This window comes from Claveliimonas bilis (assembly GCF_020892095.1).
Classification (GTDB): domain Bacteria; phylum Bacillota; class Clostridia; order Lachnospirales; family Lachnospiraceae; genus Claveliimonas; species Claveliimonas bilis.
Window position 1 is genome coordinate 1652841 of sequence record NZ_AP024845.1, and the last position, 15144, is coordinate 1667984.

Annotated in this window: 19 protein-coding genes and 1 pseudogene; 14 read left to right on the forward strand and 6 right to left on the reverse strand. The window is 44.9% G+C overall.

Going from position 1 to position 15144, the window contains the following annotated elements:
* Window positions 1-87 precede the first annotated feature (87 nt).
* The 12 genes and pseudogenes from EUBC25_RS08060 to EUBC25_RS08115 all read left to right on the forward strand — a co-directional run.
* A pseudogene (locus tag EUBC25_RS08060) lies at window positions 88-273 on the forward strand (undecaprenyl-diphosphate phosphatase); the annotation flags it as partial.
* 52 nt (window positions 274-325) lie between these two features.
* The gene (locus EUBC25_RS08065) at window positions 326-1813 is read left to right on the forward strand and encodes a HAMP domain-containing sensor histidine kinase (RefSeq protein WP_230104996.1); all 1488 of its coding nucleotides are present in this window, start codon (window positions 326-328) and stop codon (window positions 1811-1813) included.
* A 14-nt stretch (window positions 1814-1827) separates the two neighbouring features.
* Entirely contained in the window at window positions 1828-2538 is a 711-nt protein-coding gene (locus EUBC25_RS08070; RefSeq protein ID WP_230104997.1) for a response regulator transcription factor, read from the forward strand.
* Between the two features lie 83 nt (window positions 2539-2621).
* On the forward strand, window positions 2622-3083 hold the full coding sequence (locus EUBC25_RS08075; RefSeq protein WP_230104998.1) for an MATE family efflux transporter: 462 nt from the start codon (window positions 2622-2624) through the stop codon (window positions 3081-3083).
* Window positions 3077-3982 (forward strand): MATE family efflux transporter, encoded by a 906-nt coding sequence (locus tag EUBC25_RS08080; protein ID WP_230104999.1) that lies wholly within the window; start codon window positions 3077-3079, stop codon window positions 3980-3982. Before EUBC25_RS08075 ends, EUBC25_RS08080 begins: the two co-directional genes overlap by 7 nt.
* A gap of 32 nt (window positions 3983-4014) precedes the next feature.
* Window positions 4015-4551, forward strand: a complete 537-nt coding sequence (locus tag EUBC25_RS08085) for a flavodoxin family protein (protein ID WP_230105000.1) — start codon at window positions 4015-4017, stop codon at window positions 4549-4551.
* A 49-nt stretch (window positions 4552-4600) separates the two neighbouring features.
* A complete protein-coding gene (locus EUBC25_RS08090; protein WP_230105001.1) occupies window positions 4601-5038 on the forward strand; it encodes an aldo/keto reductase in 438 nt (145 codons plus the stop codon).
* A gap of 242 nt (window positions 5039-5280) precedes the next feature.
* Complete coding sequence (locus tag EUBC25_RS08095; RefSeq protein ID WP_230105002.1) at window positions 5281-6570, forward strand: IS30 family transposase; 1290 nt, start codon at window positions 5281-5283, stop codon at window positions 6568-6570.
* Between the two features lie 402 nt (window positions 6571-6972).
* Window positions 6973-7650, forward strand: coding sequence for an amino acid ABC transporter permease (locus tag EUBC25_RS08100; RefSeq protein WP_230105003.1), 678 nt, complete (start codon window positions 6973-6975; stop codon window positions 7648-7650).
* 4 nt (window positions 7651-7654) lie between these two features.
* Window positions 7655-8383 (forward strand): amino acid ABC transporter ATP-binding protein, encoded by a 729-nt coding sequence (locus tag EUBC25_RS08105; RefSeq protein WP_230105004.1) that lies wholly within the window; start codon window positions 7655-7657, stop codon window positions 8381-8383.
* A gap of 54 nt (window positions 8384-8437) precedes the next feature.
* Window positions 8438-8719 carry a transporter substrate-binding domain-containing protein gene (locus EUBC25_RS08110; protein ID WP_230105005.1) on the forward strand — a complete coding sequence of 94 codons (282 nt, stop codon included), beginning with the start codon at window positions 8438-8440 and terminating at the stop codon, window positions 8717-8719.
* Window positions 8703-8981 (forward strand): transporter substrate-binding domain-containing protein, encoded by a 279-nt coding sequence (locus tag EUBC25_RS08115; protein WP_230105006.1) that lies wholly within the window; start codon window positions 8703-8705, stop codon window positions 8979-8981. Before EUBC25_RS08110 ends, EUBC25_RS08115 begins: the two co-directional genes overlap by 17 nt.
* 82 nt (window positions 8982-9063) lie before the next feature.
* Here EUBC25_RS08115 and EUBC25_RS08120 read toward each other — a convergent pair whose 3' ends face one another.
* From EUBC25_RS08120 to EUBC25_RS08130, 3 genes are all read right to left on the reverse strand, one after another.
* Window positions 9064-9501 carry a cupin domain-containing protein gene (locus EUBC25_RS08120; RefSeq protein ID WP_230105007.1) on the reverse strand — a complete coding sequence of 146 codons (438 nt, stop codon included), beginning with the start codon at window positions 9499-9501 and terminating at the stop codon, window positions 9064-9066.
* Between the two features lie 13 nt (window positions 9502-9514).
* Entirely contained in the window at window positions 9515-9880 is a 366-nt protein-coding gene (locus EUBC25_RS08125) for a MerR family transcriptional regulator (RefSeq protein WP_230105008.1), read from the reverse strand.
* A 442-nt stretch (window positions 9881-10322) separates the two neighbouring features.
* The gene (locus EUBC25_RS08130) at window positions 10323-11612 is read right to left on the reverse strand and encodes an IS30 family transposase (RefSeq protein ID WP_230105002.1); all 1290 of its coding nucleotides are present in this window, start codon (window positions 11610-11612) and stop codon (window positions 10323-10325) included.
* Between the two features lie 254 nt (window positions 11613-11866).
* Here EUBC25_RS08130 and EUBC25_RS08135 point away from each other — a divergent pair, with 254 nt between their 5' ends.
* Window positions 11867-12553, forward strand: coding sequence for a DUF4405 domain-containing protein (locus EUBC25_RS08135; RefSeq protein ID WP_230105009.1), 687 nt, complete (start codon window positions 11867-11869; stop codon window positions 12551-12553).
* A gap of 30 nt (window positions 12554-12583) precedes the next feature.
* Here the strand turns inward: EUBC25_RS08135 and EUBC25_RS08140 are convergent, their stop codons facing one another.
* Window positions 12584-13468: a LysR family transcriptional regulator gene (locus tag EUBC25_RS08140; protein WP_230105010.1), complete on the reverse strand. Its 885-nt coding sequence runs from the start codon at window positions 13466-13468 to the stop codon at window positions 12584-12586.
* Window positions 13469-13626: 158 nt separating this feature from the next.
* Between EUBC25_RS08140 and EUBC25_RS08145 the strand changes: the two genes are divergently transcribed.
* Complete coding sequence (locus EUBC25_RS08145; RefSeq protein WP_230105011.1) at window positions 13627-13749, forward strand: oxidoreductase, aldo/keto reductase; 123 nt, start codon at window positions 13627-13629, stop codon at window positions 13747-13749.
* 12 nt (window positions 13750-13761) lie between these two features.
* On the opposite strand, the gene EUBC25_RS08150 is transcribed toward EUBC25_RS08145, so the two are convergent.
* Together EUBC25_RS08150 and EUBC25_RS08155 are read right to left on the reverse strand one after the other, a co-directional pair.
* Complete coding sequence (locus EUBC25_RS08150) at window positions 13762-14466, reverse strand: pentapeptide repeat-containing protein (protein WP_331471441.1); 705 nt, start codon at window positions 14464-14466, stop codon at window positions 13762-13764.
* Entirely contained in the window at window positions 14463-15101 is a 639-nt protein-coding gene (locus EUBC25_RS08155) for a DUF1847 domain-containing protein (protein ID WP_230105012.1), read from the reverse strand. Before EUBC25_RS08155 ends, EUBC25_RS08150 begins: the two co-directional genes overlap by 4 nt.
* Window positions 15102-15144 lie beyond the last annotated feature (43 nt).

The following is a 15144-nucleotide window of genomic DNA, read 5'->3' on the forward strand; positions in this document are numbered from 1 at the left end:
TGTTTAAGTATTCCTGTCCGTATATTTAGTATTTTCTGCTATTTTTTTCTGTAAGGTATAAAACGCAGTAACATGGAGGGAGTACAGATGGAGATATTAAAAGCCTTTATTTTCGGTATTGTGGAAGGGATTACGGAATGGCTTCCGATCAGCAGTACCGGACATATGATCATTTTGGATGAACTGATTCATCTTAATCAGTCATCCTCATTTATAAATGTGTTTCTTGTCGTGATACAGTTGGGAGCGATTCTGGCTGTAATCCTGTTGTATCTTGTAGGGGTTATCCAGGTATAAAAATAGATTTGTGAATGAAGGTGTGGAAATGTCTATACGAAAAAAAATAATAATTTCCAATCTGCTGATGATGCTTGTACCGCTTATTCTGCTGCTGTCTATGGGAATGTTGTGGCTTCAGACGGCGGGGCAGAAATACTGGAAGCCTATCGAAGAAATGTATGAAGATAAAAACGGAGTAATCTCCGCACAGAATCTGATCTATGCTTACCAGGAAGAGCTTTGGGATACGAACTGGAGTGAGCTGGAAAGCCTGGATGATGAAGCGGCAGATACCGGAGAGCTTACACAGACACCGGAAATGGTAAGGCTCCGGAAGGATTTGACGGATCTGGGGTATCATTTCACAGTTCTGTTGAACGATGAGACATTGTATTCGAACGCTTCGGAAAGTGAGTGGATGCAGGTGGAAAAGCTGATCGGACCGATTCCGGAACAGGCAAAGTCTGTTACGGTAGGAAATAAAGATGTTTCTGTTATAAAATGCAGTTTTTATGAGGACGGTGAGGAGTGTTCGATCATTGCGGTCAGTAATGAGACGAGGAACGTTCTGGGAAGCCAGAGTTATCTCCAGAAATATGTCGTCCCTTATGTCTGGATTTTTGGAGTCTGTGCCGTGTTGATTGTTGTTTTAGTCAATGCGTGTTGTTCCCGATGGATTAATTCTTTGATTATTCCGCCCATGAAGGAAATACGCCGCGGAATGCAAAAGGTAAAAAGCGGTGTGCTGGACAGCGAAATTTCCGTACTGCGCCGGGATGAGCTGGGGGAGGTGTGTGAGGAGTTCAATGAGATGCAGAGACAGCTGAAGCGTTCGAAAGAAGAACAGATGAAATATGAAGCATATCGGAAAGGTCTGATATCCAGTATTTCTCACGACCTGCGGACCCCGCTGACAACGATCAAAGGATATGTAGGAGGAATCCTGGACGGTATAGCAGACACGGATGAAAAGAAAAAGAAATATTTACTTGCAGTACAGACGAGAACAAAGGATCTGGAAAATCTTGTGAATCAGCTTTCTTCTTATAATAAAATGGAAAACCATACATTTAATTACCAGAAGGAACAGACGGATTTAAAAGAATTTGTGAGGGAATACCTTGAAGACAATGAGGCGTTTATCAGTGAACATGGCTTGGATATTCTGTTGTCTGCGGAAGACGATATAAAGCTTGTAATGGACAGAGGAGCATTTAAACGGATATTGGACAATCTGTTAACAAACAGCATTCGGTATCGTGAAAAAGAACGGAGCCGGATAGAGATCCGTATACAGAAAAAGGAAGGCAGGATTATCTGGAGCGTAGCGGATGATGGACCGGGAGTGGAGGAAAACTGTCTGGAGAAGATATTTGAAAGTTTCTGCCGATTGGATGCAGCCAGATCGCACTGCAGTGAAGGCAGTGGGTTGGGGCTTGCCATTGTGAAACGGATTGTAATAGATCATCAGGGAATGATCTATGCCAGAGACGACGCTGGTCTGGAAATCTGTATGGAATTTCCGGAAAGTTAAAAAGGAGGATAGATATGGACAGGATATTAATCGTAGAGGATGATGAATTGATTGCAGAACTGGAGCAAGATTACCTTCTGGCCGAAGGAATGGAATCAGATATTGTCGCAAACGGCGCGGAAGCTGTGCGGCGATTCCGGGAAAGGGAATATTCGGCTGTTCTTCTGGATCTGATGCTGCCGGGGAAGAGTGGATTTGATATCTGCAGAGAAATCAGAACACAATCAGATGTTCCAATCCTTCTGGTTACCGCTAAGAAAGAGGATATTGATAAAATCAAAGGGCTTGGTCTGGGTGCAGATGATTATGTAGTAAAGCCATTCAGTCCCGTTGAACTGACAGCGAGGGTGAAGGCACATATGCAGATACATAAGACATTGAAAGAAGGAAACAAGGAAGATGTGATTTTTGCCGGCTCGCTGCGGATTTATCCTGGTTCCTACCGCGCATATAGGGGTGAGCAGAATTTAGAACTTACAAGCCGGGAATTTCAGCTTCTTATGTTTCTTGCGCAGAATCTCAACATTGTTTTTACAAGGCAACAGATTTTTGATAATGTCTGGGGGATGGAAGCTGTGGGCGATATGTCGACTGTTACGGTATATGTAAATAAACTGCGGGATAAGATTGAGGATGATCCGTCAGAGCCGAAGTATATACAGACCGTGTGGGGAGTGGGGTATCGATTTACACTGGTTACGAATAGACCCAACTTTAAGGTATAAACAAGGGAACTTATTGTTTCTTCAATTCGTCCGGCGATAGTTCTATAATTTATATCAGAAAAAGGAGAGTCGGAAGAATGGTCATGAAGAAACAATTTTCGGAAAAGGAGCTGTTTGAAACTGTACCGGTTTCACGGGCTGTAGCAACCCTTGCGATTCCTACGATCATAAGTCAGGTAGTGACGATGATCTATAATCTGGCAGACACTTTTTTTGTAGGGCAGATAGGAAATCCTTATATGGTTGCAGCAGTATCACTTGCCTCTCCCTGGTTTAATTTGCTAACGGCGTTGGGGAATCTGTTCGGATTGGGCGGCGGCAGCCTGATCTCAAGAATGCTTGGAAAGCAAAATCATAAAGACATCAGGAACGTGTCCGCTTTCAGCGTGTGGGGCGGTGCGGCGGCAACGTTACTATTTTCCTTCCTTACCTTTGTGTTTCGCCAGCCGCTCCTTTCTTTTCTCGGCGCCAGTCCGGATACATACGGCTATGCTGAAAGTTATCTGATTTGGGTTGTGGTGCTTGGGGAGTTCCCACCATGCTAAGTCTCTCGCTTGGACACCTCCTGCGAAGTGAGGGACATGCCCGCCCGGCAAGCATGGGCATGATGTTCGGAGGGATCCTGAACGTGGTTCTGGATCCTGTTCTTATCTTTGGGTTTGATCTTGAAGTGGCAGGCGCTGCAATTGCGACAGCGTTTTCCAATCTGGCTTCTGTAGTCTTTTTTGTGGTGATCTATATGAGACTGGGAGAACGCACCAGTGTTTCTCTTCATCCGAAAAATTTCACCTTCCGCTTTGTCCGCGAGATATTTTCCGTAGGTCTTGCATCTGCTCTGGCTACAGCGCTTGGCAATGCGTCCAATATGGTTATTGTAAAACTTTCATCGGGATATGGTGATATCCCGGTGGCAGCTTATGGTATTGTGAAGCGTATCGATCAGTTTCCGCTGAATGTTTCCATGGGATTATGTCAGGGCTTTATGCCGCTGGTGGGATATAACTATGCTTCCGGTAATTATAAGAGGATGAGGAAGGTTTCGTATTTTTCGTGGAAAACGGCTCTGATCATGTCCGCATGTTTTATTGCCTGTTTTGCAGTTTTTGCTCCGCAGATTCTGCATCTGTTCATTCCGAAGGCGGAGACAAGCACGCTGGGAGCCGCTTTTCTTCGTATTGCCTGTCTGGCTGTGCCGCTGACTTCGGTGAATTTTCTGATCAGTTATACTCTTCAGGCCATGGGGAAAGGGACGCAGTCCGCAATCCTTACATTCAGCAGACAGGGGCTCCTCAATATTCCGCTGCTGATCTTGATGGATCTTACGATTGGTCTGTATGGTATGATCTGGACTCAGCTTGTGGTGGAGGTTATCATGCTTCCGGTGTCCTTCGGCATGTACCGGCATACGCTGAATAAGCTGAAAGAGTCTAAAGATAAAGAATAAAGAAAACATTTTGATGGAAAGGATGAAAAATAATGAGTAAAAAAGTATTGATTATATCTGGAAGTCCAAGAAAGGGAGGTAATTCCGATATCCTGTGCGACCATTTTATGCAGGGAGCGGAGGAAGCGGGAAATACGGTGGAAAAGGTATTTCTTCATGACCTGGAGATCGGACACTGCATGGCATGCTATGGCTGCAGAGGAACAAAGAAATGTGTACAGAAGGATGATATGGAACTGCTTCTTGATAAGATGGTGAATGCAGATGTCCTTGTACTGGCAACGCCGGTTTATTTCTATTCGATGGATGGTATGTTAAAGACGATGATCGACCGGACTTTGCCCAGGTATACAGAGGTACGCAACAAAGATGTATACCTGATTGCAACAGCGGCGGCAGGAGAGCGCTTCATGCACAGGACAATAGATGCGATAAGGGGATTTACAGACTGCCTGCCCGGCGCAAAAGTGAGAGAAGAAATTTACGGAGAAGGCGTGTACCAAAAGGGAGAAGTGGAAGCAACTGCCGCATATAAGAAGGCGTATGAGGCGGGAAAGAAGGTCAGCTAGGAAATGTACAGAGGATCATTTATAGAAAAAACAGAAAGGACGATGTATTATGGAATATGTAACATTAAATAATGGAGTAAAAATGCCTCAGCTTGGCTTCGGAGTCTTTCAGATCAAGGATCCTGCAGAGTGTGAACAGGCTGTTAAAGACGCCATTTCTGCAGGATACCGCCTCATTGATACGGCGCCTTTTGCAGAAGGAAAGAATAATCTGTTCCATAACGAGACTTTAAAATGTATTGGTGAAAAATACGGAAAGAGCATTGCGCAGGTAATCCTTAGATGGCTGCTTGACAGAGGGGTCGTGTGCATTCCAAAGAGTGTAAAGAAAGAGAGGATGGAGGAGAATTTCAACGTGTTCGACTTTGCGCTTGATGAAGAAGACAGGGAGAAAATCTCCGCTCTTGATACGGGCACAAGCTGCTTCTTTGACCACAGAGATCCGGCGGTGGTTGAGAATCTTGCCGGTCTGGTAAGAAATGTATAATCATATTGCAGGAAAATAGAATAACAGGGTCATTGGCTTATGTAAAAAGAGGATGTCTCAAGACTATGAATTTTTAGATTTGTAGGAAAGAGAGGTCAATTGAAAAATTAGTTGCAACATAGGTCGTTGCAGTTAGAATTATAAGGCATATGGGCCATGGAGTTGCAGTTGTAACTTCATGGTTTCTTTTTGCCTTTTTTCCAGTATACTATCCTTGTCCTGCCTTCGGATTGGAGGTAACCATGAGTAATAAACACCTTACATATGATGACAGGCTTGCCATCCAGGCAGGTCTGCAGCAGGGATTGAAGGTCGCACAGATCGCCAAAAACATTGGAAAGGATCGGTCTACTGTCGGCAGAGAGATTAAAGCACACAGGAGGCTGGTCTCCACTTCCAAAGGCAACAACTGTATCCATCATCGTACCTGCACCAGAATCCCGAACTGTCGTCTAGGCTGCTTTCGTGGGAAGAAGCAGTGCCAGACAGCCTGTGGACGATGTCAGGAAGGGTGCCCTGATTATCAGGAAGAGTTCTGTATAGACTATGAAAAGTCGCCGTTTGTATGCAATGTATGTGACCACCGGCTTCGTTGCCGTCTGCGCAGGATGCTTTACGACGCCAGGTATGCTCAGCAACAGTATGAACAGATGCTCTCTGAATCACGGAAAGGCATCTCTCTCTCGGAGCAGGAATTAAATCGGATCAATGATACGATCACACCGCTGTTAAAAAAAGGACAGTCACTCCCGATTATCTGTGAACGTCACAGAGATGAACTGCCAGTATCGGAACGGACAATCTATTCCTATATTGATGCAGGTCTTCTGGATGCCAGAAATATAGACTTGAGAAGGAAACTGCGCAGGCCGGAACGGAAAAAGAGCGGCCCGGTTCTCCGGGTAGACCGGAAATGCCATATCGGACGCAGTTATGAAGAATACGAGGAATATATGCACCAGAATCCAGATGCCATGGTCAGCCAGATGGACAGTGTGGTCATACACAAAGGAGGCCAGACACTGCTGACAATCCTGTTTACCAACTGTGACTTGCAGCTCATGTTTCTGAGAGAACGCAATACAGCAGGATCTGTAACGGAAATATTCTGTCGGCTGAGGAAAGCACTTGGAGACGAAAAGTTTCGGATACTTTTCCAGGTTATTATTACCGATCGGGGAAGTGAATTTAGCGATCCCCAAAAAATCGAAGCAGATATGGAGACCGGGGAAATTCAATGCCGCGTATTCTATTGTGATCCGATGAATACAAATCAGAAGAGCAACTGTGAAAGGAACCATGAACTGATCCGCTATATCATACCTAAGAAACATGGAAAGGATGAATATACGGAGGAAGAGATTAGGAAAATGATGAACCATATCAATTCCTATCCGCGAAAAAAATGGAACGGACAGGCTCCAATCGATCTTTTTGTCAAGATCTACGGTCAGGAAACTGCGAACCTCCTGGGCCTTGAGAAAATCCCGTCCAATTCCATAACCCTTACACCGGCTTTGTTTAAGAAGTAAACCGGAATTTTAGAGAAGGCAGGACACGATAAAAAAGAGAACACAAACGGGGTGCATTTACAACTTCTGCGAAAAGTAAAAAATGCAGTCTGTGTTTTGTGATGCCTTCCTTTAAGAAATTTTACAAGGAAAATCGAAAAAAAGCAATCCAAAGCTAGAAAAACAGATTAAAACTGTTGCAGTTACTCATGACAGCGTGCAGTTACAACTTCATAAAGTTTTCAATGTGCAGTTACAACTTCAATGTTGCAGTAAGGATTTCAATCAACCTGTAGGAAAGAGACATCCTTTTTCCATGCTATTTAAGCATTCTTCAATATGTTATAGAGGTATTAGACATTAAAAATAGTGGGAGGTATAGTAAAAAGGAAGAAAAAGAATGATAAGGAAGTGGTTTGACAGATGATAAGCGAAAGACTGGCTGAGATTCTTGCAGATGCTTTTTGGGATATCCTGTTGCCGGGATTGACGGTGACCATCCCCTTGACGGCTATTTCCTTTGCAATTGCTATGGTGATCGCAGTGATCGTGGCGGTCATCCAGTTTGCACAGGTCAGAGTATTGCGGAAACTGGCGCGCTTTTATATATGGGTGATCAGAGGAACTCCGCTTCTGGTTCAATTGTTTGTAGTATTTTACGGACTCCCCAATGTAGGTATATTGATCGAGCCTTTTCCGGCGGCGGTACTGGTCTTTTCGATCAATGAAGGAGCATATGCGGCAGAAACCATCAGAGGAGCCCTGGAAGCGGTGCCGGAAGGGCAGATGGAAGCAGGTCAGTGTGTGGGAATGAGTTATCTTAGAATCATGAGACGCATCGTTCTTCCGCAGGCGTTGAGAATTGCATTTCCGGCTCTGGCTAATTCTCTGATCGCCATGATCAAGGATACGTCTCTGGCAGCTAATATTACGGTGACGGAAATGTTTATGGCGACACAGCGTATTGTAGCGCGAACCTATGAACCGTTGGCACTGTACATAGAAGTGGGGCTCATTTACCTCTTGTTCTGTACAGTTCTGACATGGCTGCAGCATATGGGAGAAAAACGGCTGAATGTGTATGGCAGAGTACGGAGGTGAGAAAATGCTTGAAATAAAAGGACTTTCCAAATCATTTGACGGGACAGAGGTTTTAAAGGACATCAGTCTTCAGGTTGACAAGGGCGATGTAATGACGATCATCGGTCCCAGCGGGACGGGCAAAACGACATTATTGCGGTGTATGAATTTTCTGGAGAGGGCTGACGCAGGGATCATGAGATTTCAGGATGCGGAAATTCGGCTTAAGACTGTAACAAAAAAAGAGATTTCCAGGTTCCGGAGACATACCGGCTTTGTTTTCCAGAATTACAATCTGTTTTTGAATAAAACGGCACTGCAGAACGTTACAGAAGGTCTGCTGGCACGTAAAATCTCAAAAGAAAAGGCGGAAAAGGCAGGAAGAGAGGCGCTTGACAGAGTAGGATTATCTGATAAATGCGCTTACTATCCGGCGCAGCTGTCCGGGGGCCAGCAGCAGCGCGTAGCTATTGCGCGTACACTGGCAGCAGATCCGGATATTATCTTTTTCGATGAGCCTACGTCAGCGTTAGACCCTGAGCTGACGGAAGAGGTGCTTACAGTTATGAGAAAGATGGCTGATGAAGGCATGACGATGGTTGTGGTGACGCATGAGATGGGATTTGCGAGACATGTTTCCAACAAAGTGGTTTTTATGGAGAATGGGAAGATCGTAGAGAGCGCATCTGCAAAAAAATTTTTTGAAAACCCGGCGGAAGAACGGTCAAAAGAATTTATCAGAATGGTCGGCTAAAGGGGACGGATTGAAAGACAGAATAAAAAACATAGAAGAAGGGAAGAAGATAGGATGAAGAAACGTTTTATAGGAATATTTATGACAATGATTTCTCTGGCTGTACTTGGCGGATGCGCAGAAAACAGTACAGAAAGCGCAAGTACAGCAGGGCAGGAAGAACAGCAGACAGATAATCTGCTGGAGGATATTCGGGAACGGGGGACCATAACCATTGCTATGGAGGGAACCTGGGCTCCATGGACCTATCATGACGAGAACGGGAACCTGACAGGATATGATGTGGAGGTCGGTCAGCTGATCGCTGAAAAACTGGGAGTTGAACCGGACTTTTGAGCTTCTTTTAAGCGGTCGGATTGATGCAACCTTGAATGCCGAGGTTACATTTTATGACTATGTAGAGGAACACCCTGAAGCGGATGTGAAGATTGCTGTATTGACAGACGAGGCATCTGAAGTGGCGATCCCGATGCGTAAAGGAGAGGCAACTGCAGATCTTAGGAAAGCCGTCAACGAGGCAATCGGTGAGTTAAGAGAATCCGGACAACTGACACAGCTTTCAGAGAAATATTTCGGAACCGATATTTCACAGATGTAAAGGGAAAAAGTAAAGAAAGTTAAAAAAACAGACACCGCCGTTCTCACTTCTGGGGTAACAGGCGGTGTCTCTATTTTTTGTCTTACTGCAATTTTGAATAAGCCTCATCGTCCACTGCTTCCAGCCATTCGTTGCTGGTCTCTGTTCCGGGAGCTTCAAATGCAATGTGGGAGAACCAGCTGTCAGCTTTGGCGCCGTGCCAGTGTTTTACTTCCGGCGGGATCACAATGACAGTACCAGGTTCCAGGCTTACGGGATCCTTGCCTTCTTCCTGATACCAGCCGCTGCCGGCTGTGCAGATGAGAATCTGTCCGCCGCCTGTCCTGGCATGATGGATGTGCCAGTTATTGCGGCAGCCCGGCTCAAATGTAACGTTGGCAAGGAAAATCGGGCATTCCTCTGGCTGAGTCAGCGGATTTAAGTAAGAATTACCGATAAAATACTGAGCAAAAGCAGAGTTTTCCTGACCCAGTCCAAACATGTTTGCTTTGTCGAAAGTTTCTTTGTCCTGAATTTTCATAATAAAAGCCTCCTTAAATAATATTTTTATTTTTTTCATTGTTACGGATCTGATAGCGGAGGTAATCCACTTTGCTGATCTGCTTTTCGCGGAAATGGATATCGTCCAGCAGGGTGCGGCGTTTCTGCTCAAGCATATGGAGCCGGCGGTCGCCGCTGTCTTCCTGTTCCAGAAGAAGTTTCATGTAGTTTTCTATCTCGGAGGTTTCAAAACCGATATCATGTAAAGTCATGATCATACTTAAGCGTTCCAGGTCAGTGTCATCATACTGCCAGGCCCCCATTACTTTCTTAACTGCTCCGCACAGTCCCCAGCGCTCATACTCGTGAAGGACATCAAGAGGGATGTTATAGCGCTCGCTTGCCTCATGAATGGTCATTTCCTTCCTCCTTTCGAAAGTATGTTTTGTTCTTATTAAAAGCATTTATATAAAATGAAAATGTTTCTTTGAACAATTTCATTGTAGTCTTTGCAAAGAAATATGTCTAATGCTTATATTCAATTTTCATATATGCTTAAAGTGCATTTCTTGATCTATGCCTGAAATGAATGGTTGATTGAAATCCTTACTGCAACATTGAAGTTGTAACTGCACATTGAAAACTTTATGAAGTTGTAACTGCACGCTGTCATGAGTAACTGCAACAGTTTTAATCTGTTTTTCTAGCTTTGGATTGCTTTTTTTCGATTTTCCTTGTAAAATTTCTTAAAGGAAGGCATCACAAAACACAGACTGCATTTTTTACTTTTCGCAGAAGTTGTAAATGCACCCCGTTTGTGTTCTCTTTTTTATCGTGTCCTGCCTTCTCTAAAATTCCGGTTTACTTCTTAAACAAAGCCGGTGTAAGGGTTATGGAATTGGACGGGATTTTCTCAAGGCCCAGGAGGTTCGCAGTTTCCTGACCGTAGATCTTGACAAAAAGATCGATTGGAGCCTGTCCGTTCCATTTTTTTCGCGGATAGGAATTGATATGGTTCATCATTTTCCTAATCTCTTCCTCCGTATATTCATCCTTTCCATGTTTCTTAGGTATGATATAGCGGATCAGTTCATGGTTCCTTTCACAGTTGCTCTTCTGATTTGTATTCATCGGATCACAATAGAATACGCGGCATTGAATTTCCCCGGTCTCCATATCTGCTTCGATTTTTTGGGGATCGCTAAATTCACTTCCCCGATCGGTAATAATAACCTGGAAAAGTATCCGAAACTTTTCGTCTCCAAGTGCTTTCCTCAGCCGACAGAATATTTCCGTTACAGATCCTGCTGTATTGCGTTCTCTCAGAAACATGAGCTGCAAGTCACAGTTGGTAAACAGGATTGTCAGCAGTGTCTGGCCTCCTTTGTGTATGACCACACTGTCCATCTGGCTGACCATGGCATCTGGATTCTGGTGCATATATTCCTCGTATTCTTCATAACTGCGTCCGATATGGCATTTCCGGTCTACCCGGAGAACCGGGCCGCTCTTTTTCCGTTCCGGCCTGCGCAGTTTCCTTCTCAAGTCTATATTTCTGGCATCCAGAAGACCTGCATCAATATAGGAATAGATTGTCCGTTCCGATACTGGCAGTTCATCTCTGTGACGTTCACAGATAATCGGGAGTGACTGTCCTTTTTTTAACAGCGGTGTGATCGTATCATTGATCCGATTTAATTCCTGCTCCGAGAGAGAGATGCCTTTCCGTGATTCAGAGAGCATCTGTTCATACTGTTGCTGAGCATACCTGGCGTCGTAAAGCATCCTGCGCAGACGGCAACGAAGCCGGTGGTCACATACATTGCATACAAACGGCGACTTTTCATAGTCTATACAGAACTCTTCCTGATAATCAGGGCACCCTTCCTGACATCGTCCACAGGCTGTCTGGCACTGCTTCTTCCCACGAAAGCAGCCTAGACGACAGTTCGGGATTCTGGTGCAGGTACGATGATGGATACAGTTGTTGCCTTTGGAAGTGGAGACCAGCCTCCTGTGTGCTTTAATCTCTCTGCCGACAGTAGACCGATCCTTTCCAATGTTTTTGGCGATCTGTGCGACCTTCAATCCCTGCTGCAGACCTGCCTGGATGGCAAGCCTGTCATCATATGTAAGGTGTTTATTACTCATGGTTACCTCCAATCCGAAGGCAGGACAAGGATAGTATACTGGAAAAAAGGCAAAAAGAAACCATGAAGTTACAACTGCAACTCCATGGCCCATATGCCTTATAATTCTAACTGCAACGACCTATGTTGCAACTAATTTTTCAATTGACCGCCTGAAATGAATTGATATATATTCAATATAGGTATTAGACATTAACATAAAGACTTAGTATGCTTCTTTTAATAAATAAAACAACAGAAGAAGGAGGATGTTTTTTGAAACCGAAGATGGTATTGAAACTTGTTGTGGATATGATAATGACAATCCTGCTTTTCCTTTTAATGGCGTATCTGCTGGTAGGAGAGACAGTGCATGAATGGATGGGACTTGCCATGTTTATCCTTTTTATTTTTCATCATGCTCTGAATTGGAAATGGTATAGAAATTTGTTCAGAGGAAAATATACGCCGCTGCGAATTTGGCAGACAGTATTAAATATTCTTCTTCTGGCGGCAATGATCGCTCTGATGGTAAGCGGGATCATCCTGTCCAGAGAAGTTTTTGACTTCCTGGATATATCCGGAGGTATGGGCATTGCCCGAACCATTCACATGCTCGCCGCGTACTGGGGATTTCTCTTTATGAGCATGCATCTGGGGCTTCATTGGAGTATGGTGATGGGAATGATACGGAGGGCGGCGGGTATCCGAAATCCTTCCGGGATCCGGACATGGGCACTGCGTATTCTGGCAGTTATGCTCTGCGGATATGGGATCTATGCCTTCAGAAAAAATGGTATTGCCTCCTATATGTTCCTGCAGTCACATTTTGTATTTTTTGATATGTCCCAGCCTTTGGCTTCCTTTTTCGCTGAATACCTTGGAATGATGGGATTGTGGGCGGTTTTCTCTTATTACATGGGGAAACTGCTTGGCAGGCTGGGAAGAAAAGATCTGCCGTAAACCCTGTGTCTGGCAGGGGGAAACAAGCGATTAATTATCGTGGAGCTCATTCAGATATTGCCGGGTATAAGTAATAAAAGCATTTCCCGCCGGTGAAAAAATCTGTGCTTTTTTCCAGACAAGGACGGTACCGGTTTCCATTGCAGGCTTAAGGGGCACAAAATGAAGGCCATCATAGGAACAATTTAAGTCCAGTGTAAGCGCGTTGCCAAGCCCGCATTTGGCAAGTGCGGTAAGGTTGTACAGAAGGTTTCCGGATACGATGCTTTGAAGCCGGTCGGCACAGTCTCCGAACCAGTTTAAAAGTTCATTTTGCATCATTTCCCTCTGTGTCATGATCACCGGAGAGAGGACGACTTCTTCGGGAGTTACGTATTCTTTCCGGGCAAATTCAGAATCTTCTTTTACCAGAAGTCCCCAGCGTTCTTTGAAGGGAGTGCGCGCAAAGTTGTACTTTGATATATCGACGGGCTCCGCAAGAAGACCGATATCAAGGATACCCCGGTCGATCCGTTCCTTGATGTTATCGGAATTGCCGCTGTATATTTCAAAGTGTACCTGCGGATACATGCGGTGAAAAGAGGCGATAAGTTCTGCAAGGAACTGCGAACTTTTGAACTCACCGCTTCCAATGGATAGTTTCCCTGTAAGCTGTGGCGTTTTATGCTGCATATCCTCAACGGTTTTTTCGGTGAGAGATACGATCTCCTCGGCGCGGCGCCGAAGAAGCATTCCGTCTTCAGTCAGTACAATGCGGTGCTTGCTCCTGCGAAACAAGGTCACGCCCAGTTCTTCTTCAAGCTGGATCATCTGCCGGGACAGGGTAGGCTGTGTAATGTGCAGAAGATCGGCGGCATGTGTGATGTTTTCTTCCCGGGCTACCATCAAAAAGTATTTCAGTACACGAAATTCCATAGAAATCCCTCCTTCTGTTAGATAATTTCAGTGTATCACGGATAAGAGAACAAGGTCAAGAAATACATGCCCGGAGAGCATATATTGGAATAGAATATAGGTATTAGACATTGAAGTTGGGACTTTTGCCTCTGCCGAAAACGGCAGATCCGGAGCATATGAAGAGCAATGCACAGATAGATTTTGAGATTTCCGGAGAGGATATGGATATCCTGAAAAAAATGGAAGATCTCAAGGATTACGGCGAGTACAGTATGTTCCCGGTGTTCAGCGGAAAATAAAGCGTTGATGCATCAATAAGCTTTGGCTTCCTCGCGGGTGAGCCAGAAATGGATTCCGGTGGTAGAATCCTGCCATCGGTCTTCATTGAAATCTTTGACTTCTACCCACTGACCCCGGCGGTAAACAAAATTTTCATCTACAAGAGACCAGGCTTCGTCATATTCTTCGGAATAGTCGAAGCTTTTGATCGTCAGAACTTTAGCTTTACTGCAGCGGCAGGAGTTTAGAGTGGCGGAAGTTCTCTTGGCGTCAGCCGGGATAAGAAGCTGCACCAGCCGGTTGTTGAAACATTTTTTATATCCAAGGAAAGCGCCCTTCTCCGGACAGTAGAGCCGGAAAAATTTTGTATCCTTATCAGAAATAATATCCGTCAGATCGGCGAACTCTAACACTGCGGAAAAGAGGTTGGCGCCCCGGATATCGGCTCCGGTCAGATCGTCATAGCGGAGGGCAGCGCCTTTCATATTGGCGTTTTGAAAGCAGGTTTTGCGGAACGTACACTGATCAAACAGAGAGTTTTCTATAGCGCTCCCTTTCAGGCTTGCTCCGTCAAAACAGACGTTTCGGAAAGTAGAAAGGGAAAAGTCAACATGGTCCATATTCCAGCCGCTAAGGTCGGCATTTTCAACCAGAATTTCGCGAAGAGGAAGCAGAGACCCTTCTTTTCGTTCTTTTAACTGTTCTTTTAATTCTTCTGAAGATAATTTCTTCATCATACCTCACCTTCCTGTTTTAATTTTGAATAATAAGAGTTGGCAGTATAAAGTGCAGCCGCCGGATTGTGCCCAAGAACTCTGTCCTTTGTCACGGCTGTTGTAACTATGGCGTCGGAATATTTGTAAAACAGGCTGTCGTGGCCGACGCAGAGACCTACTACCACGTTGAGGTCGGTTTTCGCGGCGTTAAGAAGCTTGGCCTGCAGAATAGGATTGCAGGCATTTTTGCCTACGCCGTTGCATTTTTCATCAATTCCGAGAGCTGTTTTGGGGATGGCTCCTACTTTACAGCCGATTCCGTAAACTTCAAATCCATGGCTGCGAAAAATCTGCGCCAGGGTACGGCTTTCCGCCAGCAGTCCCACACAGGTGGCTATGCCTATCTTTTTTGCGCCTATTTTTTCGGCAAAAGCCATGATTTCCTCTACCCTGGTATATTTACAGTAGTGCTCAAATTCCACTTCTGCGGCAGCGCACATGATTGCGTGATTTTCCGGCTCCTGGTAGCAGGAGAGAGCTTCGTTAAGAATCTCGTGATCCATGTGCGTTGTGAGGCAGAAAGGCGGATAGGAGCGATCCTCCTTGTCGCAGTTTTTTACAGCACAGTCAATGCAGGATAGGTTATTCTCGGACATAAAGTATTCCTCCTTTTTATGCGCCATGCTTAAACGTTAGTTT